This is a genomic window from Duganella qianjiadongensis, from assembly GCF_009857915.1.
Lineage (GTDB): Bacteria > Pseudomonadota > Gammaproteobacteria > Burkholderiales > Burkholderiaceae_D > Rugamonas > Rugamonas qianjiadongensis.
Genome location: NZ_WWCM01000015.1, coordinates 52,770 through 74,066 on the forward strand (window position 1 = coordinate 52,770; position 21,297 = coordinate 74,066).

Consider the following 21,297-nt stretch of genomic DNA (forward strand, 5'->3'; position numbering starts at 1 on the left):
TCAGGAGCAATTCTGTATAAAATGCGGCCGTCTGGAAAACTTAGTCCTTACTCACAACTCGTCCTGTGGATATTCAGCGAGTTATTCACAGTCGCCTAGCCAGTTTTGAGCATTTTTTGCAGTTCTGGCCCGGAAATCGGTCGGGAAAACAGGTAACCCTGACCGAAATCACAGCCGGCCTGTTTCAGAATCGCCAGTTGTTCCGGGGTTTCGATGCCTTCGGCGATGACTTTGATGTCCAGCTTGTGTGCCATCACGATAATGGCTTCCCACAATGCATGGCCCTGACCGTTCTGGCCCAGATCCGTGATCAGAGTCCGGTCCAGTTTGATGTAATCGACATTGAAACGCTTGAGGAAAGCGACCGAGCAATAGCCGGTACCGAAATCGTCGAGCGAAATCTGCATATGGGCCTGCTGGAATGCCGTCAGACGCTGGGCCACCTGAGCTGTGCTGTCGAGCAGCAGGTTTTCCGTTACTTCGATGATGATGTTTTCTGTCGGAACCTCCAGCTCACGCAGATAATCGAGCCAGCTCTGGTAGTTGCTACCGTTTTCACGGAACTGCCAGGCAGATTTATTCACGCCGATCTGGAAGTTTTCATGGCCTAGCTGACGCAAACGCTGTACTTCCAGCGCAGTCTGGCGGAATACCCAGTCGCCAATTTCCACGATCATGCCGCTACTTTCGGCTATGCTGATAAATTCGGCAGGGTTCAGCAGACCCCGTTCCGGATGTTCCCAGCGCACCAGTGCTTCGGCTTTACAGATTTTTCCCGTTTGCAGATCGACGATAGGCTGGAACAGGATGCGTAATTCATTGTGCGCCACGGTTTCGCGCAGTTCGCTGATCAGCTCCATTCGGACCCGCGTAGCTTCCTGCATATAGGGCGCGAAATAATGGAAGCGGTTACGTCCTTCCTGTTTGGCAATATACATGGCCTGATCGGCATTTTTGATTAAAGTTTCGGCATCCTGGCCATCTTCGGGATACAGCGTGATGCCTATGCTGCTGGAAACATGGGCCGTATGTTCGCCCAGTTCGAATGGTGTGCTCATCTGGCGCAGAATTTCCTGTGCTATGCGGGCGACATCGCTGGCATTACGCAGCTCGCTCAGGATAATGGTGAATTCATCGCCGCCCAGACGGGACACAATATCGGTACTGCGCACACAGGCAGTGAGTCGCTGGGCCACCTGTTTGAGCAAAATATCGCCCTGATCATGGCCCAGCGTATCATTGACTTCCTTGAAGTGGTCCACATCGAGGAATACCAGCGCCATCGGCAGTTTCGAGCGCTCGGTTTTTTTCATTTCCTGACGCAGATGTTCATGGAACATGCGCCGGTTCGACAAGCTGGTCAGGGCATCGAAATTGGCCTGGCGCCAGATCAGTTCTTCCGAAGCTTTTTTCTTGGTGATATCTCTGAGCAAGGCGACATGGCGTATGGGATTACCTTCTTCATCAAAGACTGTATTGACGCGCATCGAAACGAGGAAGGTATCGCCATCCTTATGCTGCTGCCAGATTTCACCTTCCCATTCGCCATGTTCGATAATCGATTCGTACATGCGATCGAATACGCTCTGTTCTTGCTGGCCAGCTGCCAGTTCATAGCCACGGTGCTCGATCAGGTCTTTTTCCAGATAGCCGTAAAGCAGAGAAAATGCCGGATTTACTGCCAGAATTCTGCCTTCTATATCCGTCACCATCATCGCTTCGCTACTGTTCTGGAATAACAGCGCAGCCAGTCGCATGGATTCTTCATTGGCCCTGAGTTTATTCTCCATTTCGCTACTGGCCACATACAGTGCCCGATAGCGATGCTCGCGTTCTTCCTGTTTGCGGTAAGTACGCAAAGAAAAATGGCCTGCACCTATCATCAGCAATAGCAGCACTGCTAAACCTGCGCCGGCAATCAGATAGTTTTGCTGCAGCAGGCGCGTCGCTTCCGCATCATTGCTACCGACGACAATTATCAGCGGCATATCATCAAGGGCACGATAGCTATATACCCTTTTCTGCCCGTCGATGGTGCTCACGTCGTGATAGGTGCCGGTACTACTACGTTTCAGATATTCGAACAGCCGGGTAGGGGAGAGATTATGACCAAAGCTCGTGGTGAACTCCGGCACGCGGGCAATTACTTTGCCTTGTCCATGCACCAGGCTGATGACGATGTCGGCATCAAAACGCGAGTTCTCGAATACCGTGACAAACCGTTGCACGCTCATCGGTGCAACGATCACTCCCAGAAATTCACCTTTGTCATTTTCAACACGCCGGCTCAGAAATAGCAGGGGAATTTTTTTCGCCGTAAACAGCATCGGTTCACCGATATACAGATGTCCGCGCATAAAGGAATCAAGATGGACTTTAAAAAAGTCCTTGTCCTGAAAATGCATATTGGCCAGCTTGCTGCCATCCGAAGTAGCAATGCTGTTGCCGTGGTTATCCAGAAAAATGATCGAGTAATCGCCGCTGAAATTGGCGTTATGGGACGACAGCAATTCCGTCATGGTGGAAGTGGAGCGGCTTTGCTGGCGTGTCAGTACCTTGATGGCACTGGAAAAACTCAGCAAAGTGAGATCGACCGACTGGATGGAATACAGCACATGGGCTTCCATCGCTTTGGCGTAATGCTCGGTCTGGCTGCGAACTGCGTATTCGCGTTCGTTGTAGCTGGTTCGGAATTGGGAAATAACAACGGCGATAGCCAGTATCGCCATCAGAAAAAGGCCAGTAAGCAAGCGTCGCCGGAATCTCAGATAGCCGGGCGACCGTTGATTGTTGCGCAATTCAGGCAAGTCATCTCCGGCAAAGGCTTTGTTGCTCTACAAATGAGGCTAGCGCTATTTATACCGAATTCCCCTTTCGTAGTCATGGAATTTTTTCGCTGTTGGGTAGTGTCGCCTGCGGCTTTTGCGGTTATGGTTTACTTTAAAGATGTATACATAAAAAATAGTAGTAGTTGTTAACACAGATACTTTTCTGTGGATAAGTCTTCATTTCGGATTAAAATCAGCTGTTTACAAGCTGCATAAGCAGGCGAGCAAGCCGTGTATGAGCAGAGAACTGTTTTGGGATAAGAAAAAGCCTTCCCAAAAAACTTTTGTTTACTCACATTTGGTGCCTGTGGATATCCAAACACTTATCCACAGAAGATTTCGCCGCAAAAGTGAGAAATCTGATGAAGCTCGCAACTGTTTTTCCTCATCCCATAGTGCAGGGCCCTACTGCCGGTGGCTGTAACACGCCTGCGCAGGTGGCGGCCGTATCCAATGCCGGTGCACTGGGCAGTCTGGCCTGTTCATTACTGAGTCCCGATGCTATCCGTAGCCAGACGGAACAGATCCGGACACTGACGGACCGGCCGTTCTGCCTGAATTTTTTTGTGCTGGAAACGCCACAGCCTGATCCCGCGCAGGTGGCGCAGGCTGCCGAATATCTGCGGCCCGTATGGTCTGCACTAGGCTGGACCGCACTGCCTACCCCGGCAAAATGGTGCGAAGATTTTTCCGGGCAGTTTGAAACTCTACTGGCTTTGCGGCCTGCGGTGGCGAGTTTTACCTTTGGTATTTTGAGCGAAGAACAGATCAGAAGACTGCATGAAGCAGGAATTTTGGTCGTAGGGACGATTACCCATGTGGCTGAGGCGCTGGCCTGGCAGGAGCGTGGTGCCGATGCCGTGATCGCTTCCGGTATCGAAGCAGGCGGCCATCGCGGCACTTTCATCGGCCGGCAGGAAGATGCCCGGCAGGGCATAGACGAATTATTGCCCGAAGTCGTGGCTGCGCTGCATATTCCGGTCATTGCAGCGGGCGGTTTCATGACGGGCGCCGACATTAAGCGGGCTTTGCAAGCTGGCGCACAGGCAGTGCAGATGGGCACGGCATTCCTCGCCTGTGCCGAGTCGGCTATTCCCGCCATTTACAAGCAGCGCCTGCTCGAGGCGGGCGATCATCCTACCCGTCTGACCCGTAGTTTTTCTGGCCGTTATGCACGCGGACTGGAAAACCGTTTCATGCAGGTGATGACGCCCAATGAATCGCTGCTGCCGCCTTATCCTATCCAGAACGCGCTGACAGGGGCGATTCGTGCCGAGGCGGCCAAACGGGGCGAAACAGAATGGATGTCGCTCTGGTGCGGCACCGGCGTAGCCCGTATCCGCACCCTGCCTGCGGCACAATTAATCACTACTTTGCTGGCGGAGATCGCTGCCGCCTGAGCGGACGAAGGAGACGTTTTGGACTCTGCAGGTACGTACGATTACATCATCATCGGTGCCGGTTCTGCCGGCTGTGTGCTGGCCAACCGTCTGAGCGCCGATAGCAGCAAGCGCGTGCTGTTGCTGGAAGCTGGTGGTAAGGACGATTATTTGTGGATACATATTCCCGTCGGTTATCTGCATTGCATCGATAATCCCCGCACGGACTGGCGCTTCCGCACGGAAGCCGATGCAGGTCTGAATGGACGCAGCCTGCTGTATCCGCGCGGTAAAGTGCTGGGCGGCTGTTCTTCCATCAACGGCATGATTTATATGCGCGGCCAGCGCGAAGATTACCAACGCTGGGCCGAGCTGGCTGATGACGCGAGCTGGCGCTGGTCATCCGTACTGGAGTTGTTCAGGAAGAGCGAGGATCACCACGGCGGTGCTTCGGCACTGCATGGCGCCGGCGGTTTATGGCGGGTAGAGAAGCAGCGGCTGTCGTGGCAGGTGCTCGATGCTTTCCGTGATGCGGCGGAGCAGACAGGCATAGCCAAAGTTGATGATTTCAATGGCGGCGATAATGCCGGCTGCGGCTATTTCGAGGTCAACCAGCGGCGCGGCATACGCTGGAATACGGCCAAGGCCTTTCTGAAACCGGCCATGCGGCGGCCCAATCTGACCATCATGACGGGCTGCCACGTGGAACGGCTGCAGATTGAAAATGAGACGCAGGGCGCATCGTGCCGCGGCGTGATTTTTACCCGCGACGGCAGCCGCTATACTGCCCAGGCGGTGCGCGAGACTGTGCTGGCGGCGGGAGCGATAGGCTCGCCGCAGATACTTCAGTGTTCCGGCATCGGCGCGGCGCCCAGGCTGCACGCACTGGGGATCACGCCGCAGCGGGATTTACCGGGAGTGGGCGAGAATCTGCAGGACCATCTGCAGCTGCGCATGATTTTCAAGCTCGGCGCTAATGCCCGTACGCTCAATACCATGGCGGCTACGGCCTGGGGCAAGTTCCGCATCGGTCTCGAATATGCGCTGTTCCAGAGCGGGCCGATGTCTATGGCCCCTTCCCAGCTGGGTGCGTTCGCCCGTTCCGATGCCGCTCAGGCTACGCCCAATCTGCAATATCACGTCCAGCCCCTGTCGCTGGAAAAGTTCGGCGATCCGCTGCACGCTTTTCCTGCCTTTACGGCCAGCGTGTGCAATCTGCGTCCGACTTCGCGCGGCCATGTGCGCATAGCCAGTGCCGATAGTTATGCCGCGCCAAAAATCTCGCCCATGTATCTGAGCACGGCAGAAGACCGCAAAGTGGCGGCCGATGCGCTGGCACTGACACGCCGCATCGTGGCGGCGCCCGCCATGCAGCGTTACGCGCCGGAAGAATACAAACCCGGTGTGGTTTTCCAGACGGAAGCAGAACTGGCCCACGCGGCCGGCCAGATCGGCACCACGATTTTCCATCCGGTAGGGACCTGCAAGATGGGGCGGCGCGATGATCCGATGGCTGTGGTCGATAGTCATTTGCGTGTAATCGGGGTAAACAACTTGCGCGTGGCCGATGCGTCCATCATGCCGTTGATTACCTCGGGAAATACCAATTCGCCCACCGTGATGATTGCCGAAAAAGCTACAGAGCTGATCATTTCAGGGCCGAAATGAATCGTCGTGTACGCTAGGCCTAGATCAAAAGTTAACCGTAGTTATACTGTATTGTTAGCCAATTTGTTACTGTGTATGATGAAAAAAAATAAGTAGTTTGAGAAAAAATTACTAGGAGACAGGATGTCCGGCTTTATTCTGGAGACCAAGCATCTGACCAAGGAATTCAAAGGATTCACTGCGGTCAATGATGTAAACCTGAAAGTGCAGCGCGGCCACATCCACGCGCTGATCGGACCCAACGGGGCCGGTAAAACCACGTGCTTCAACCTGCTGACCAAGTTTCTGGTACCGACTTCGGGCCAGATTCTGTTCAATGGCAAAGACATTACGGCCGCCAGGCCTGCCCAGATCGCCCGTATGGGCGTGATCCGGTCTTTCCAGATTTCCGCCGTGTTCCCCCACCTGACAGTGTTGCAGAATGTCCGCATCGGTTTGCAGCGCCAGCTGGGCACCAGCTTCAATTTCTGGCAGAGCGAACGTTCCCTCAACCAGCTCAATGATCGCGCCATGCAGCTGCTGGCCGACGTAGACCTGAGCGAGTTCGCCGACACCATCACCGTCGATATGCCTTATGGCCGCAAGCGCGCGCTCGAGATTGCCACCACGCTGGCGATGGAACCGGAACTGATGCTGCTCGATGAACCGACCCAGGGCATGGGCCATGAAGATGTGCACCGCGTGACCGAACTGATCAAGAAGGTGTCGGCCGGGCGCACCATCCTGATGGTGGAACACAATATGAAAGTCGTGTCCGGTATCTGCGACAAGATCTCCGTGCTGCAACGGGGCGCCATGCTGGCCGAAGGCAGTTACGCGGAAGTGTCGAGCAATGCGCAGGTCATGGAAGCGTATATGGGCACGGAAGCCACAGTGCTGGAAGGAGCGCACTGATGACGGCCGCACTGGAAATATCCAAACTGCATACCTGGTACGGCGAATCGCACATCCTGCATGACGTCAATCTGGTGGTACAGCCCGGCGAAGTGGTGACGCTGCTGGGCCGTAACGGCGCCGGCCGCACCACCACGCTGCGCGCCATCATGGGTCTGACGGGCGTGCGTACCGGTTCGATCAAAATTAACGGCGTGGAAGCGCTGGGCCTGCCTACCCATAAAATCGCCCATCTGGGTGTGGGTTACTGCCCCGAAGAGCGCGGCATTTTTTCCTCGCTGTCGACGGAAGAAAACCTGCTGCTGCCGCCGCAGCTGGCCACAGGCCAAAAAGGCATGTCGGTAGAAGAAATCTACGCCATGTTCCCTAATCTGGAAGAACGCAAGCATAGCCAGGGCACCCGTCTGTCCGGTGGCGAACAGCAGATGCTGGCCGTCGCGCGCATACTGCGCACGGGCGCACGGCTGCTGCTGCTCGATGAAATTTCGGAAGGGCTGGCGCCCGTCATCGTGCAGGGTCTGGCACGCATGATTACCACTCTCAAAGCCAAGGGCTACACCATCGTGATGGTGGAACAGAATTTCCGGTTTGCTGCACCGCTGGCGGACCGGTTCTACGTGATGGAACACGGTCAGATCGTCGAGACTTTTGTTGCATCGGAATTGAGCACCAAGATGCCGGTACTGACCGAGCTACTGGGTGTGTAAGCAGACTGTAAAACAATAAGCACAACCTCATTTTTAGAGACGGAGACGCCATGAAACTCAAAGCCATCACCCTTGCAGCCACTGCCGCCTGTGCCTTCGGCCTGTCCTTTGCCGCGCAGGCGCAGGTGTCGGGCGATACCATCAAGATCGGCCTGATTACCGATATGTCCGGCCTGTATGCCGATATCGACGGTGCCGGTGGCGCCGAAGCCATCAAGATGGCGATCGCCGATGCGGGCGTGGTCATCGCCGGTAAAAAGGTCGAGTTCATTTCGGCCGACCATCAGAACAAGGCCGATATCGCGGCCTCCAAAGCACGCGAATGGTTTGACCAGCAGGGCGTGGACATGCTGATCGGCGGCACCAATTCGGGCGCCAATCTGGCCATGGCCAAGGTGGCGGCCGAGAAGAAAAAAGTCTTCATCTCCATCGGCGCCGGTTCGGCCCGTCTGACCAATGAGGAATGCACGCCCTACACCATCCACTATGCCTACGACACCATCGCGCTGGCGCGCGGTACCGGCGGCGCGATTGTGAAGCAGGGCGGCAAGAGCTGGTATTTCATGACGGCTGACTACGCTTTCGGCGCGTCGCTGGAAAAAGATACGGCCGATGTGGTGAAGTCCTCGGGCGGCAAAGTGCTGGGCTCGGTCAAGCACCCGCTGTCGGCTTCCGACTTCTCGTCCTTCCTGCTGCAGGCCCAGTCTTCGGGCGCGCAGATTCTGGGTCTGGCCAACGCAGGTGGCGATGCCATCAACTCCATCAAGGCCGCCAACGAATTCGGCATCACCAAGAAAATGAAGCTGGCCGGTCTGCTGATCTTCATCAACGATATCCACTCGCTGGGCCTGAATCTGACCCAGGGCATGTACCTGACCGATGGCTGGTACTGGGATGCGAATGCGGAAACCCGCGCCTGGTCGAAACGCTATTTCGAGAAGATGAAGAAAGAGCCATCGATGCTGCAGGCGGCTGATTATTCGGCGGCCAGCAACTACCTGAAAGCCGTGAAAGCGGTCGGTACGGATGACACGGAAAAAGTCATGGCCTACCTGAAGGCCAACAAGATCAACGACATGTTCGCCAAGAACGGCGTGATCCGTCCGGACGGCCGCATGGTGCACGATATGTATCTGATGGAAGTGAAGAAGCAGTCGGAATCGAAGTATCCATGGGACTACTACAAAGTGGTCGCCACCATCCCCGGTGATCAGGCCTACGCCACCAAGGCGGAAACCAAATGCTCGCTGTGGAAATAAGCTGAGTTGTGCACAGGCCGGAGCGAGTCCGGCCGTTTCCCTGTTACACGCCTGCCCGTCCGGGCGGGCGATCTTTATATTGTGATCTCATGGAAATCTTCGGCGTTCCTCTGCCCGCGATGCTGAGCCAGTTACTACTGGGGCTCGTCAATGGCTCGTTCTACGCAATGCTGTCGCTGGGTCTGGCCGTGATTTTCGGCCTGCTCAATGTGATTAACTTTTCCCACGGCGCGCTGTACATGATGGGCGCGTTTCTGGCGTGGATGGGCATGGCGTATTTCGGCCTCAATTACTGGGTGATGCTGGTGCTGGCGCCGCTGGTGGTGGGCGCGTTCGGCATCGTCATCGAAAAGACCATGCTGCGCTGGCTGTACAAGCTCGATCATCTGTATGGCCTGCTGCTGACCTTCGGCATCACTTTGCTGCTGGAAGGCGTGTTCCGTTCCTTCTACGGCGTGTCCGGCCAGCGTTTCGAAGTGCCGGAAGCACTGGCGGGCGCTACCGATCTGGGCTTCATGATGCTGCCCAATTACCGCGCGTGGGTGGTGCTGGCATCGCTGGCTGTCTGTCTGGGTACGTGGTTCGTGATCGAAAAAACCAAGCTGGGTGCCTATCTGCGCGCCGGTACCGAAAATCCGAAACTGGTAGAAGCGTTCGGCATCAATGTGCCGCTGATGGTGACTCTGACGTATGGCTTCGGGGTGGCGCTGGCAGGCTTTGCCGGCGTGCTGGCCGCGCCAGTCATTCAGGTGCAGCCGCTGATGGGGCAGAACCTGATTATCGTGGTGTTCGCCGTGGTGGTGATAGGCGGCATGGGCTCGATTATCGGTTCCATTCTGACCGGGCTGGGACTGGGCGTGATCGAAGGCCTGACCAAAGTGTTCTATCCCGAGTTTTCCTCGACGGTGGTGTTTCTGGTGATGGTGATCGTGCTGCTGATCCGTCCTGCCGGCCTGTTCGGTAAAGAAAAATAGGAGGCCGATGATGCACAAGAAAATTGCTTATACCCTTGCATTGCTGGTGGCGCTGCTGGCGCCGTTTATCGGCTATCCCGTGTTTCTGGCCAAGCTGCTGTGCTTTGCCCTGTTTGCCTGCGCCTTCAATCTGCTGATCGGCTACACGGGTTTGCTGTCGTTCGGTCACGCGGCCTTTTTCGGCGCGGCGGGCTATGTGGCGGGCAATGCCATGAAAGTCTGGGGCTGGCCTGTCGAGCTGGGCTTGCTGGCCGGGGTGGCAGCGGGCGCGGCTATCGGTCTGGTGATGGGCGCGCTGGCGATCCGCCGTCAGGGCATCTATTTCTCCATGATTACGCTGGCGCTGGCGCAGATGGTGTACTTCGGTGCGCTGCGGGCTGGCGAATTCACGGGCGGCGAAGATGGCTTGCAAGGTGTTCCACGTGGCAAGCTGTTCGGCGCTATCGATCTGGGCAACGATGTGGCGCTGTACTTCTTCGTACTGGCGGTGTGCATACTGGCGTTCATGCTAATCGTGCGCACCATCCATTCGCCGTTCGGCCAGGTACTGAAAGCGATCAAGGAAAACGAGCCGCGTGCGATTTCGCTCGGTTACGACGTGGACCGCTACAAGCTGCTGGCCTTCGTGCTGTCGGCGGCGCTGGCAGGTCTGGCTGGTGCTTCGAATATGCTGGTGCAGGGCTTTGAAACGCTGACCGATGTGCACTGGAGCATGTCGGGTCTGGTGATCTTGATGACGCTGGTCGGCGGCATGGGGACGCTGGCTGGTCCCGTGCTGGGCGCCATCATCATCATCGCACTGGAGAACAAGCTGGGCGATCTGGGCATTGCGCTGGCTGAGCGCAGCGGTATCGAATGGTTCAACACGCTGGGCGAAGCCGTCAGCATGGTGACGGGGCTGATCTTTATTGCCTGCGTGCTGCTGTTCCGGCGCGGTATCGTGGGCGAAATCATCGCCCGCCTGCCGAATGGACTCAACAAGAAAGCCGCATGACTTTCAGGGTTTGATACAGCACAGGCGCCGGACGAACAGTCCGGCGCTTTTTTTTTGTCCGGCGTACATTGGCAGTCCACCTTTCTCTGCCGAGGTAGATATGGCTATCAGGACGATAGGGCTGGCGCTGGCCAGCTGCGCGCTGGCCGCTTGCGGTGCGCATCATCACCATGACGATGTTGAAGAGCTGAATCTGGCACCGGCTTTTCTGGGCACCATTAGCGCGACCAGCTACGATGGCCAGAGCGACGATCTGCTGACCGCTGGGCTGGGCGCCAGCGGTCTGGCAGGGCCTACCCCTGCCTATGCCGATCCGGCGCGTCCTACGGCCTCTGAGCTGCGCCGTAACGCGATCTATGCCAACTACCGTGCCGTGCTCGATATCGCTGCCAATAGCGGCTATGGCACCTTGTACGGCCCGAATGTGGATGCGGCAGGCAGCGTGACCAGCGGGCAGGGGCTGGTAGCCGGTACCGAGTATCTGGCCTATGCCGATGATGGCAGCGGCCAGCAGAATGTGACGCTGATGGTGCAGGTGCCGGCCAACTTCGATCCGGCCCAGCCTTGCATCGTCACTGCCACTTCCAGCGGTTCGCGTGGCGTGTATGGCGCCATCGGCAGCGCGGGCGAGTGGGGTCTGAAGAATCGCTGTGCAGTGGCGTATAGCGATAAGGGCAGCGGCACCGGGCTGTACACCTTCGATGACGACAGCGTGAACTTGCAGAACGGGGTAAGGGCTACACGTGTGGCAGCGGGCAAGGCGGCCAGTTTTGTGCCCGTGCTCGGCGATAACGAGCGTGCTGCCTATGCTGCCAGCTTCCCCGCGCGCGTGGCATTCAAGCACGCCCACTCGCAGCAGAACCCGGAAAAGGACTGGGGCAGAATGACGCTGCAGGCGGTGGAGTTTGCTTTCTATGTGCTCAACCAGCAGTATGGCGTGCTGGCGCGCGATGGCCAGCATCATCTGCTGCGCTTCACGCCACGCAATACGTTGACCATAGCGTCGAGTATTTCCAATGGCGGCGGCGCCGCTTTGCGGGCTGCCGAGCAGGATAGCAAGGGGCTCATTAGTGGTGTGGCTGTCAGCGAACCGCAGGTGCAGCCCGCCGCTGGCCCCGCGTACACGGTGCGGCAGGGCGCTGCGGCCGTGAGCGGCTACGGTAAGGCGCTGTTTGACTACGCCACTTATGCTGCGCTGTACCAGCCTTGCATTGCAGCGTCACCTGCGGCAGCGGGACGTTGCACTTCGCTGGTAGCGAAAGGTTTGCTGGCGGGTGGCGATCTGGCGGCCCAGCAGGCCGACGCCAGGGCGCGCTTGCAGGCCTATGGCTGGCTGGCCGATTCCGATCCCTTGCAGGCCGCCCATGCGGGGACCAATGTGCTGGTGGCGGTGACCTACGCTTATGCATATGGCAAGTTTTCCGTGACCGATAAGCTGTGCGGTTTTTCCTTCGCTGCGACCGATGCCAGTGGAGTTCCCGTCGCCTTCACCGCTGCGCAGCGAGCCAGCAGCTTTGCTAGCCAGAACGGCATAGTCGGCAACGTGATTTATGAGGATGCAGTGGGCGGCGCCGTGGCCTATCCGTTCGGGGTTTCGCCGAGCAGCCATCTGGCTGACCAGTCGCTCGATGGTTTTCTCTGTCTGCGCGCGCTGGCGACGGGTGTCGATCCCGTCAGCGGCAATGCACTAGCTCCGCTGCTGGCCGTGCAAAGTGCGCGGGTCAAGGCGGGCATGGCCGAGGTTCTGGCGAGCGCTAATCTGCATGGCAAACCCGCCATCATCGTGCACGGCCGTAGCGATACGCTGATTCCTGTGAACTTTGCTTCGCGCGCCTATCTGGGGCTGAATGCGGCGGTGGAAGGAGCGGTCAGCCAGCTACGCTATATCGAGGTGCTGAACGCTAACCACTTTGATTCGTTCACCAGTGCGCTGCCGGCCAATATCGTGCCGCTGCATGTGTATCTGTTCCGCGCGCTCGATGCCATGCTCGCGCATCTGCGTAATCCGGCGCAGGCATTGCCGCCTTCGCAGGTGGTGCGCACGCTGGTACGCAGCGATAACACGACCCCGATTACCCTGTTGAATCTGCCTGCTCTGGCGACGGCGCCGCCGCTTTCGGACGCCATCATCGTGAAGGGGACGAGTGTCACGGTGCCGGACTAGGCTGGGTGTCGGCAATCTGGTGTCGGCAATTACAGGGCCGCGGCGTAAATGGCGCGCGCATCGTCGCGGCTTACATGGCGCAGATTATTCCCTAGCAACCGGGTCTGCAGCATGGCGTCGTCGGCCAGCTTATCCAGATCCTGCTCGGTGATGCCGACCTGCTGTAGCCTGCGCTCGATACCGGCCGCGGCGGCTAGTTGCTCCATTGCAATCACAAGCGCTTCGGCGCGAGCTTCCGTGCTGCCGCTCGCCTGCGGCACCACGACCTCGGCCAGTTCGGCGTACAGCGGGGTGGCCACTGGCATATTGAAGCGCAAGACATGGGGCAGTACCAGCGAATTGGATAGTCCATGCGGCACATGGAAGTTGCCGCCTATGGGGTAGGCGAGCGCATGGACGGCGGCCACGGGCGCGTTCGAGAACGCCTGTCCGGCCAGCATGGCACCGAGCAGCATAGCCTGTCGTGCGGCCAGATCGCGTCCATGTTCGCAGGCATGCAGCAGGTTGGCCGACAGCAGGCCCAGCGCCTGCTTCGCCAGCATATCGGATAGCGGATTCTTTTTATGCCGCGTGGTGTAGGCTTCGATCGCATGCACCATGGCATCGATGCCTGTGGCCGCTGTTACGGCGGGCGGCAGGCCCAGCGTCAGTTCCGCATCTAGCAATGCCAGATCGGCATACAGTTGCGGCGCGACGATGCCCATCTTGGTGGTAGCGCCGGTGGTCACGATGGCGATGTTGGTGACTTCGGAACCGGTACCCGCAGTGGTAGGGATCTGCACCAGCGGCAGGCGCTGGCCGACGACATTGCCGATGCCGTAAATGGCGCTCAAGGCCTGATCGCTATTGGCCAGCACGGCGATCAGTTTGGCCACATCCATGGAACTGCCGCCGCCTATGCCGATGATGATATCGCTGGCCGCCACCCGCGCCACATCGAGCGCATCGAGGATGGTCTTTTCGGGTGGATCGGCGATCACTTCCGAGTAGATCTCGCAGGCTAGTCCCGCTGCCTTGACGCTGGCGACGGGAGCTTGCACCAGACCGGTACGTAGAAAACCCGCATCGGTGACAAACAGGGCGCGGCGAGCGCGGGGAAAGTGCTGGCGCAGCAAGGCGCCTAGATTGGCTGCAGCACCCGGTTCGGCAACGATGTGGGCGACGGTGCTGAAAGCAAACGGGGGGAAGTCGTGCATGGGATTTCCTCGTTGGACAATGTTCCGGCGGACCTTTCTAGCTTACCCCAAGTATGCAAGATCGGTATAAGCGGCGTGAAATTTCTTCCGTACAATGTAGCCTTTGCTCTGACGGGCTAGTGCATATTGTTGAAGGTTGCTGATGGTTGATTATCTGTTGTTGGGGGGGGCGGCATTCAGTGCCGGTCTGGTGGATGCCGTGGTGGGTGGGGGCGGGCTGATCCAGTTGCCCACCATGTTTTCAGTGTTCCCGAATATGGCGCCGGCTACGCTGATCGGCACGAACAAGCTGGCCAGTATTTTTGGCACCAGTGTGGCGGCAGTCAGTTATGCGCGGCGCGTGGCGATAGCGTGGTCGGTAGCCGCTCCCGCTGCCATTGCTGCGCTGGTGTTTGCTTTCTTTGGCGCTTACACGGTGACGCAGGTGTCAGCCGAGTTCATGCGCTTATTGCTGCCCGTCGTGCTGGTGGCGGTAGCGGCATACACCTTTGCCCGTAAGGATTTCGGTGCCGTGCATGCGCCCGTGCATAGCGGTGTGAAGGAACAGTCGCTGGCGCTGCTGGTCGGTTCCGGCATCGGTTTCTACGATGGCTTCTTCGGTCCCGGCACAGGCAGCTTCCTGGTATTCCTGTTCGTACGTATCTTCGGTTTCGACTTTCTCGGTGCCTCGGCGGTGGCCAAGGTGGTGAACGTGGCGTGTAACTTTGCCGCGCTGATATGGTTCGGCTACAGCGGCCACCTGATCTGGCAGCTGGGTTTGCTGATGGCTATCTGCCAGATAGGCGGTGCCTTCATCGGCTCGCGTCTGGCCATGAAGCATGGCAGCGGTTTTGTGCGTAAATTATTCCTGCTCGTGGTGTCGGTGCTGATACTCAAAACGGGACATGATGCGTGGCTGAGGTGGTAGTGGATACCGATCACTGTTCCACGTGAAACAATTTCGGAACACCAAAAGGGGCATAGGACCACCATCCAGTGCCCCTTTTTCATTGTTTCACGTGGAACAAAAACAGAAAAATTTGTGCTTAAAAAAGTCGCAGCTACAAAAAGACTCTATAATCTGACCTTGATCCTCACGCTTTAAAGCATTCCAACATGTTATTTCCTACTCAATTCGACGTCATCGTGGTCGGCGGTGGTCACGCCGGTACCGAGGCTGCGCTCGCTTCTGCCCGCATGGGACAGAAGACTTTGCTGCTCACGCACAATATCGAGACGCTGGGCCAGATGTCGTGCAACCCGTCCATTGGCGGTATCGGCAAAGGCCATCTGGTCAAAGAAGTCGACGCCATGGGCGGCGCTATGGCCATCGCAACCGATGAATCGGGCATCCAGTTCCGTATTCTGAACTCGTCCAAAGGCCCGGCTGTCCGCGCGACGCGCGCCCAGGCTGACCGCATTCTGTACAAACAGGCTATCCGTTCGCGGCTGGAAAACCAGCCCAATCTGTGGCTGTTCCAGCAGGCCGTCGATGATCTGATGGTGGAGGGCGACCGCGTGGTCGGCGCCGTCACCCAGATCGGCCTGAAATTCCTCGCTCCGGCCGTGGTGCTGACGGCGGGTACTTTCCTCGACGGGAAGATCCACGTCGGCCTGCAGAACTATTCCGCTGGCCGTGCCGGCGATCCGCCCGCCATTTCGCTGTCGGCCCGCCTGAAAGAACTCAAGCTGCCGCAAGGCCGTCTGAAAACCGGTACGCCGCCGCGTATCGATGGCCGCAGTATCGACTTCGCTGCCATGACGGAACAGCCCGGTGATCTCGATCCCGTGCCAGTGTTTTCCGTGATGGGCAATGCCGCCATGCACCCGCAGCAGATGCCTTGCTGGGTCACGCATACCAATACCCGCACGCACGACATTATCCGTGCTGGCCTGGACCGCAGCCCCATGTACACGGGCGTGATCGAAGGCGTGGGCCCCCGTTATTGCCCGTCCATCGAAGACAAAATCCACCGTTTCTCGGCCAAGGAATCGCACCAGATTTTCCTCGAACCGGAAGGCCTGACGACCAACGAGTTCTACCCGAACGGCATCTCGACCAGTCTGCCATTCGACGTGCAGATCGAACTGGTGCGCTCGATGAAGGGCATGGAAAACGCCCATATTCTGCGTCCCGGCTATGCCATCGAATACGATTATTTCGACCCGCGCGGCCTGAAAGCCTCGCTCGAAACCAAGGCCATTAACGGTCTGTATTTTGCTGGCCAGATCAATGGCACCACCGGCTACGAAGAAGCCGCGGCGCAGGGCATGCTGGCCGGTATCAACGCCGCACTGCAGACGCAGGGCCGCGAAGCGTGGACGCCAGCCCGTTCCGAAGCCTATCTGGGCGTGCTGGTGGACGATCTGGTGACGCAGGGCGTGCAAGAACCGTACCGTATGTTCACCAGCCGCGCCGAGTACCGCCTGAGCCTGCGTGAAGACAATGCCGACATGCGTCTGACGGAAATCGGTCGCAAGCTGGGCTGCGTAGGCGATGCGCAGTGGCAGGCATTCGAAGAAAAACGCGAAGCTGTGGCGCGCGAACTGGAGCGTCTGCGCTCCACCTGGGTCAACCCGCGCATCCTCGCGGCAGCCGAATCGGAGCGTGTGATAGGGCAGGCCATCGAGCGTGAATACTCGCTGGCCGACCTGCTGCGCCGCCCCGGTGTGGAGTACGCCAAGCTGATGAGCCTGTCCGGCGTCGATGGCCGCGAGCTGGCCGGTCCCGGCGTGAGCGATGAAGCGGTGCGCGAACAGGTAGAAATCCAGCTCAAATATTCGGGCTATATCGACCGTCAGTTGCGCGAAGTCGAGCGCCACGAGCACTACGAAAACCTCAAGTTGCCGGAAGGTTTCAGCTATCTGGATATCACCGCGCTGTCGGTGGAAGTGCGGCAGAAACTGCACGCGCAGCGACCTGAAACGCTGGGTCAGGCCTCGCGGATTTCAGGGGTGACGCCAGCGGCCATTTCGCTGCTGCTAGTGCATTTGAAGAAGAGTGGTTATGGCGGTTTCATCGCTGAAGCCGACGCAAAGAAGGATGAGGCTGTTCAATGAAGGTGTTTGACCGCGCTGCAATAGCGGACGTTTTAAAGCAGGGCATCGCTGCGCTGGAACTGAACCTGAGCGAGGCACAGGTAGAAAAACTGCTCGACTATCTGGCTTTGCTGAACAAGTGGAACTCGGTGTACAACCTGACGTCGGTGCGTGATCCGGTGCAGATGGTGACGCTGCACGTGCTGGACTCGCTGGCCGCCGTGCCAGCGTTTGCCGGTGCGCAGAACGTGCTCGATGTGGGTGCCGGCGGCGGTTTGCCCGGCATGGTACTGGCGATCAGCCGGCCCGATATGAAGGTGGCGATGATCGATACGGTGCATAAGAAGACGGCATTCCTGAATCAGGTGAAGGCCGAGCTGGAACTGGCCAATGTCACGGTGTACACCAAGCAGGTGCAGCAACTGGAGGTGAAGACCAGGTTCGATGTGATCACTTCGCGCGCCTTTGCCGACCTGTCCGACTTCGTCAACTGGTCGGGTCATCTGCTGCAGGAGGGCGGCCAGTTCATCGCCCTCAAAGGTACGGCACCGGAGGACGAGCGCGAGCGACTGCCAGCGCCATGGAAAGTGCAGAAACTGCAGCCTCTGGCAGTGCCGGGGCTGGATGCAGAGCGCCATCTGGTATTCATACAGGCTGAATCGGTATAAATGATTTATACGGTATAAACAGTTTATATAGTTTATTGTGTATAAATAATATAAATCGTTTATATCGTTTTAATAGTATAAATAATTAGTGGCGATTTTTTAAAAAAAACACCACGAGAGTAACAAGAAGAAATACATGGCGAAAATTTTTTGCGTAGCGAATCAAAAGGGCGGCGTCGGCAAGACCACCACCACGGTGAATCTGGCCGCCGGCCTGGCCAAGCTGAACCAGCGCGTGCTGCTGGTGGATCTGGACCCGCAGGGCAATGCCACGATGGGCGCAGGCATCAACAAGGCTGGCCTGTCGGCATCTACCTATGAAGTCATGCTGGGCACTTCCGATGTCGCTACGGCGCGTCAGCGTTCCGAGCCGGGCCAGTTCGACGTGCTGCCTTCCAACCGCGAGCTGGCCGGTGCCGAAGTAGAGATGGTGGAACTCGATAACCGCGAGCGCCGTCTGAAAGATGCACTGGCCTTAGTCGACAAGGAATACGACTTCGTGCTGATCGACTGCCCGCCTGCTCTGTCCATGCTGACCCTGAACGGCCTGTGCGCAGCGCACGGCGTGATCATTCCCATGCAGTGCGAATACTATGCACTGGAAGGGCTGTCCGATCTGGTCAACACCATCAAGAAAGTCCACGCCAATCTCAACCCCGACCTGAAGATCATCGGTCTGCTGCGCGTGATGTTCGATCCGCGCATGACGCTGTCGCAGCAAGTTTCGGCCCAGCTGGAACAGCACTTCGGCGACAAGGTCTTCAAAACCATCATTCCGCGTAACGTGCGTCTGGCCGAAGCGCCATCCTATGGCGTGCCGGGCGTCACCTTCGATCCTAGCTCGAAAGGTGCGCAGGCCTATATCGCTTTCGGCGCCGAGATGGTCAAACGCATCAAGAAAATGTAAGGCAATCCCATGGCAACTAAAAAAATGAAAGGCCTCGGTCGCGGCCTGGACGCCCTGCTGGGCGGAAATGGCGATCTGAACACGGCGGATGCCAATACGCCCTCCACGCTGCCCGTCGCACAGATGCAGGCCGGTAAGTATCAGCCCCGTACCCGCATGGACGAGGGCGGTTTGCAGGAACTGGCCGCGTCCATCAAGACCCAGGGCATCATGCAGCCGATACTGGTGCGTCCCGTTGGCACCGACAAGAAGAGCGGCAATACCCAATATGAAATCATTGCCGGCGAACGCCGTTTCCGCGCTGCCCAGCTAGCGGGACTGGAAGAACTGCCGGTGCTGGTACGCGATGTGGACGATCAGGCTGCCGCCGCCATGGCGCTGATAGAAAACATGCAGCGCGAAGACCTCAACCCGCTGGAAGAGGCGCAAGGCATACACCGCCTGATTACCGATTTCGCTTTCACCCATGAGCAGGCGGCGAATGCAGTAGGCCGTTCTCGCAGTGCAGTATCGAATCTGCTGCGCCTGATGAATCTGGCCTCGGCCGTACAGACCATGCTGATGGCGGGCGACATCGACATGGGCCATGCCCGCGCGCTGCTGGCCGTCGATGGTGCTACCCAGATCACGCTGGCCAATCTGGTCATCGCCAAGCGACTCTCGGTTAGGGAAACTGAAAAACTGGTTACCCGCACGCTGGAAGAGCAGAAAGCCGCCCCCGTCGAAGCACGCCAGAAGGAAAAGTCGGGCGACATCGTCCGCCTCGAAGAAGAACTGTCCGATACGCTGGCCACGCCGGTGGTCTTCAAGATGGGCAGCAAAGGCCGTGGTCAGATGATTATCGACTTTGCCGACCTCGACATTCTGGAAGGGGTGCTGGCCCGTTTGCGCGCTTAATTTTCCCGTCAGACCACTTTCGTTGTCATTCATGACACAAAGTGGTCCGGTGCCTATCTGGTTCCAACTTGGTGCAAACGGTTTTAAAAGCGTCGCTTTCGTGCACCAAATGCTCTGCTGCGGTGCAGCAAAGTTTGACGCACTACATTAAAGACACATATAATCCCGTGTCTTTGTGGTTTATCGGCGGCTTGGGAGCTAGTCAAATTGAGAGATGTGACGAGTGATTCCAGACCGATATTCAAGGTTGTGGCCCTGCAGCTGGTGATCGTCACCGCATTTGCCTTATTGGCATGGATCTGGGCCGGATCCGGCAAAGCATGGTCGGCCGCGTATGGCGGAGCAGTCGCAGTCATCGGTAGTCTGATGTACGCGATGTTCGTCACGCGCGGATCAAACGACCCCAAAGTCGTATTCCGCTCGCATGTGCGGGCCGAAGTAATGAAAATTTTTGCAACAGTAGTGCTGTTCATCGTCGCGCTGGTGTTGTTTCAGTCGGCCTCATGGTTATGGCTGATCTTGGGTTTCGCGGTGGCAACCTTGGCATACTGGTTCTCACTGCTCGCAGTTTAATCACCAAAATCTAATACTATTATGACCACAGAAATTGCTGTTGAAGGAGCGCACGAGGCGCCGACTTCCATCGAATACATCCAGCACCACCTGAGCCACCTCAAGAGTGCTGATAACGCTTTCAACCTGGACACGTTCTGGGTTTCGGCCGTTCTGGGCCTGATTTTCCTCGGCGTGTTCTACCTGGCATCGCGCCGCGCCACCGCCGGCGTACCGGGCAAGCTGCAGAACTTCGTTGAAGCCGTGATGGAACTGGTCAACGAAGTGGTCAATTCTGCTTTCCACGCCAAGAGCAAAGTGATTGCGCCGCTGGCCATCACCATCTTCTGCTGGGTCTGGCTGATGAACGCCATGGACTTCCTGCCGGTCGATCTGCTGCCTAAGATTCTCGGCTATTTCGGCGTCCACAAGCTGCGCGTTGTGCCTACCGCCGACGTCAACCACACCTTCGGCATGTCGTTCGGCGTCATGCTGTGCATTATTGGTTTCTCGATCAAAGCCAAAGGTCTCGGCGGCTGGGGTAAAGAGCTGTTCACCGCACCGTTCCACGCCCATGGCTTCATGGCTGTGGTGCTGGCTCCGGTCAACTTCGTCTTCCAGATGATCGAGTTGCTGGCTAAGCCACTGTCGCTGTCGCTGCGGTTATTCGGCAATATGTACGCCGGCGAACTGCTGTTCATCCTGATCGCTCTGTTGCCATGGTGGGCGCAGTGGCTGCTCGGTGGTCCATGGGTTATCTTCCACATCCTGGTGGTGACCCTGCAAGCGTTTGTGTTTATGGCGCTGACTGTGGTGTATCTGAGCCTCGCGGTTGAGAAACATTAAGTTTAAAAATCTGTTTTCACTTTTTTAGTATCTGTAGTCTTTTTTAAAATCTTAGGAGAAATAAATGCAAGCTCTGATCGCACAAGTACAAGGCATGACCGTTCTGGCAGCAGCTATCATCATCGGCCTGGCCGCTATCGGTACCGCTCTCGGTTTCGCAATTCTGGGCGGCAAATTCCTGGAAGCTTCGGCACGTCAGCCTGAACTGATGCCACAACTGCAAACCAAACTGTTCGTTATCGCTGGTCTGCTGGACGCGATCTCGATGATCGGCGTTGGTGTTGCTCTGCTGTACACCTTCAGCAACCCATTCTTGGCCGCTATCATCGCTGCTGCTGGTAAGTAA

18 protein-coding genes are annotated in these 21,297 nt (G+C 57.5%); 16 read left to right on the top strand and 2 right to left on the bottom strand.

From position 1 onward, the window contains the following. Window positions 1–95: 95 nt before the first annotated feature. Window positions 96–2,729 carry a bifunctional diguanylate cyclase/phosphodiesterase gene (locus GTP27_RS18420; RefSeq protein WP_161040618.1) on the bottom strand — a complete coding sequence of 878 codons (2,634 nt, stop codon included), beginning with the start codon at window positions 2,727–2,729 and terminating at the stop codon, window positions 96–98. 461 nt (window positions 2,730–3,190) lie between these two features. Here GTP27_RS18420 and GTP27_RS18425 point away from each other — a divergent pair, with 461 nt between their 5' ends. From GTP27_RS18425 to GTP27_RS18460, 8 genes are all read left to right on the top strand, one after another. Then, a complete protein-coding gene (locus GTP27_RS18425; RefSeq protein ID WP_161040619.1) occupies window positions 3,191–4,228 on the top strand; it encodes an NAD(P)H-dependent flavin oxidoreductase in 1,038 nt (345 codons plus the stop codon). An 18-nt stretch (window positions 4,229–4,246) separates the two neighbouring features. Then, window positions 4,247–5,875: a GMC family oxidoreductase gene (locus tag GTP27_RS18430; protein WP_161040620.1), complete on the top strand. Its 1,629-nt coding sequence runs from the start codon at window positions 4,247–4,249 to the stop codon at window positions 5,873–5,875. 123 nt (window positions 5,876–5,998) lie between these two features. Then, window positions 5,999–6,769: an ABC transporter ATP-binding protein gene (locus GTP27_RS18435; protein ID WP_161040621.1), complete on the top strand. Its 771-nt coding sequence runs from the start codon at window positions 5,999–6,001 to the stop codon at window positions 6,767–6,769. Next, window positions 6,769–7,476 (top strand): ABC transporter ATP-binding protein, encoded by a 708-nt coding sequence (locus GTP27_RS18440; protein ID WP_161040622.1) that lies wholly within the window; start codon window positions 6,769–6,771, stop codon window positions 7,474–7,476. Before GTP27_RS18435 ends, GTP27_RS18440 begins: the two co-directional genes overlap by 1 nt. A 50-nt stretch (window positions 7,477–7,526) precedes the next feature. Continuing rightward, the gene (locus GTP27_RS18445) at window positions 7,527–8,735 is read left to right on the top strand and encodes an ABC transporter substrate-binding protein (protein ID WP_161040623.1); all 1,209 of its coding nucleotides are present in this window, start codon (window positions 7,527–7,529) and stop codon (window positions 8,733–8,735) included. Window positions 8,736–8,824: 89 nt separating this feature from the next. Further along, entirely contained in the window at window positions 8,825–9,709 is an 885-nt protein-coding gene (locus GTP27_RS18450) for a branched-chain amino acid ABC transporter permease (RefSeq protein ID WP_161040624.1), read from the top strand. A gap of 10 nt (window positions 9,710–9,719) precedes the next feature. Further along, window positions 9,720–10,703, top strand: coding sequence for a branched-chain amino acid ABC transporter permease (locus tag GTP27_RS18455; protein WP_161040661.1), 984 nt, complete (start codon window positions 9,720–9,722; stop codon window positions 10,701–10,703). Between the two features lie 100 nt (window positions 10,704–10,803). Beyond that, window positions 10,804–12,867: a 3-hydroxybutyrate oligomer hydrolase family protein gene (locus tag GTP27_RS18460; protein ID WP_161040625.1), complete on the top strand. Its 2,064-nt coding sequence runs from the start codon at window positions 10,804–10,806 to the stop codon at window positions 12,865–12,867. 29 nt (window positions 12,868–12,896) lie between these two features. On the opposite strand, the gene GTP27_RS18465 is transcribed toward GTP27_RS18460, so the two are convergent. After that, window positions 12,897–14,063 carry an iron-containing alcohol dehydrogenase gene (locus GTP27_RS18465; protein ID WP_161040626.1) on the bottom strand — a complete coding sequence of 389 codons (1,167 nt, stop codon included), beginning with the start codon at window positions 14,061–14,063 and terminating at the stop codon, window positions 12,897–12,899. Between the two features lie 142 nt (window positions 14,064–14,205). Here GTP27_RS18465 and GTP27_RS18470 point away from each other — a divergent pair, with 142 nt between their 5' ends. The 8 genes from GTP27_RS18470 to atpE all read left to right on the top strand — a co-directional run bounded on the left by GTP27_RS18470 (window position 14,206) and on the right by atpE (window position 21,297). Further along, complete coding sequence (locus tag GTP27_RS18470) at window positions 14,206–14,970, top strand: sulfite exporter TauE/SafE family protein (protein WP_161040627.1); 765 nt, start codon at window positions 14,206–14,208, stop codon at window positions 14,968–14,970. A gap of 188 nt (window positions 14,971–15,158) precedes the next feature. Continuing rightward, entirely contained in the window at window positions 15,159–17,102 is a 1,944-nt protein-coding gene (mnmG, locus tag GTP27_RS18475; RefSeq protein WP_161040628.1) for a tRNA uridine-5-carboxymethylaminomethyl(34) synthesis enzyme MnmG, read from the top strand. Then, on the top strand, window positions 17,099–17,749 hold the full coding sequence (gene rsmG / locus GTP27_RS18480; RefSeq protein ID WP_161040629.1) for a 16S rRNA (guanine(527)-N(7))-methyltransferase RsmG: 651 nt from the start codon (window positions 17,099–17,101) through the stop codon (window positions 17,747–17,749). Before mnmG ends, rsmG begins: the two co-directional genes overlap by 4 nt. 136 nt (window positions 17,750–17,885) lie before the next feature. Next, a complete protein-coding gene (locus tag GTP27_RS18485) occupies window positions 17,886–18,656 on the top strand; it encodes a ParA family protein (protein ID WP_161040630.1) in 771 nt (256 codons plus the stop codon). A gap of 9 nt (window positions 18,657–18,665) precedes the next feature. Beyond that, entirely contained in the window at window positions 18,666–19,553 is an 888-nt protein-coding gene (locus GTP27_RS18490; RefSeq protein WP_161040631.1) for a ParB/RepB/Spo0J family partition protein, read from the top strand. A gap of 216 nt (window positions 19,554–19,769) precedes the next feature. Further along, window positions 19,770–20,126 carry an ATP synthase subunit I gene (locus tag GTP27_RS18495; protein ID WP_371865948.1) on the top strand — a complete coding sequence of 119 codons (357 nt, stop codon included), beginning with the start codon at window positions 19,770–19,772 and terminating at the stop codon, window positions 20,124–20,126. A gap of 21 nt (window positions 20,127–20,147) precedes the next feature. Further along, window positions 20,148–20,951, top strand: coding sequence for a F0F1 ATP synthase subunit A (gene atpB, locus GTP27_RS18500; protein ID WP_161040632.1), 804 nt, complete (start codon window positions 20,148–20,150; stop codon window positions 20,949–20,951). 64 nt (window positions 20,952–21,015) lie between these two features. Next, entirely contained in the window at window positions 21,016–21,297 is a 282-nt protein-coding gene (gene atpE, locus GTP27_RS18505) for a F0F1 ATP synthase subunit C (protein ID WP_155435588.1), read from the top strand.

Coding starts and splice junctions, on each gene's coding strand:
- GTP27_RS18420 (WP_161040618.1), bottom strand. CDS start 2,729: ATGGCGATACTGGCTATCGCCGTTGTTATTTCCCAATTCCGAACCAGC.
- GTP27_RS18425 (WP_161040619.1), top strand. CDS start 3,191: ATGAAGCTCGCAACTGTTTTTCCTCATCCCATAGTGCAGGGCCCTACT.
- GTP27_RS18435 (WP_161040621.1), top strand. CDS start 5,999: ATGTCCGGCTTTATTCTGGAGACCAAGCATCTGACCAAGGAATTCAAA.
- GTP27_RS18440 (WP_161040622.1), top strand. CDS start 6,769: ATGACGGCCGCACTGGAAATATCCAAACTGCATACCTGGTACGGCGAA.
- GTP27_RS18445 (WP_161040623.1), top strand. CDS start 7,527: ATGAAACTCAAAGCCATCACCCTTGCAGCCACTGCCGCCTGTGCCTTC.
- GTP27_RS18450 (WP_161040624.1), top strand. CDS start 8,825: ATGGAAATCTTCGGCGTTCCTCTGCCCGCGATGCTGAGCCAGTTACTA.
- GTP27_RS18455 (WP_161040661.1), top strand. CDS start 9,720: ATGCACAAGAAAATTGCTTATACCCTTGCATTGCTGGTGGCGCTGCTG.
- GTP27_RS18460 (WP_161040625.1), top strand. CDS start 10,804: ATGGCTATCAGGACGATAGGGCTGGCGCTGGCCAGCTGCGCGCTGGCC.
- GTP27_RS18465 (WP_161040626.1), bottom strand. CDS start 14,063: ATGCACGACTTCCCCCCGTTTGCTTTCAGCACCGTCGCCCACATCGTT.
- GTP27_RS18470 (WP_161040627.1), top strand. CDS start 14,206: ATGGTTGATTATCTGTTGTTGGGGGGGGCGGCATTCAGTGCCGGTCTG.
- mnmG (WP_161040628.1), top strand. CDS start 15,159: ATGTTATTTCCTACTCAATTCGACGTCATCGTGGTCGGCGGTGGTCAC.
- rsmG (WP_161040629.1), top strand. CDS start 17,099: ATGAAGGTGTTTGACCGCGCTGCAATAGCGGACGTTTTAAAGCAGGGC.
- GTP27_RS18485 (WP_161040630.1), top strand. CDS start 17,886: ATGGCGAAAATTTTTTGCGTAGCGAATCAAAAGGGCGGCGTCGGCAAG.
- GTP27_RS18490 (WP_161040631.1), top strand. CDS start 18,666: ATGGCAACTAAAAAAATGAAAGGCCTCGGTCGCGGCCTGGACGCCCTG.
- atpB (WP_161040632.1), top strand. CDS start 20,148: ATGACCACAGAAATTGCTGTTGAAGGAGCGCACGAGGCGCCGACTTCC.
- atpE (WP_155435588.1), top strand. CDS start 21,016: ATGCAAGCTCTGATCGCACAAGTACAAGGCATGACCGTTCTGGCAGCA.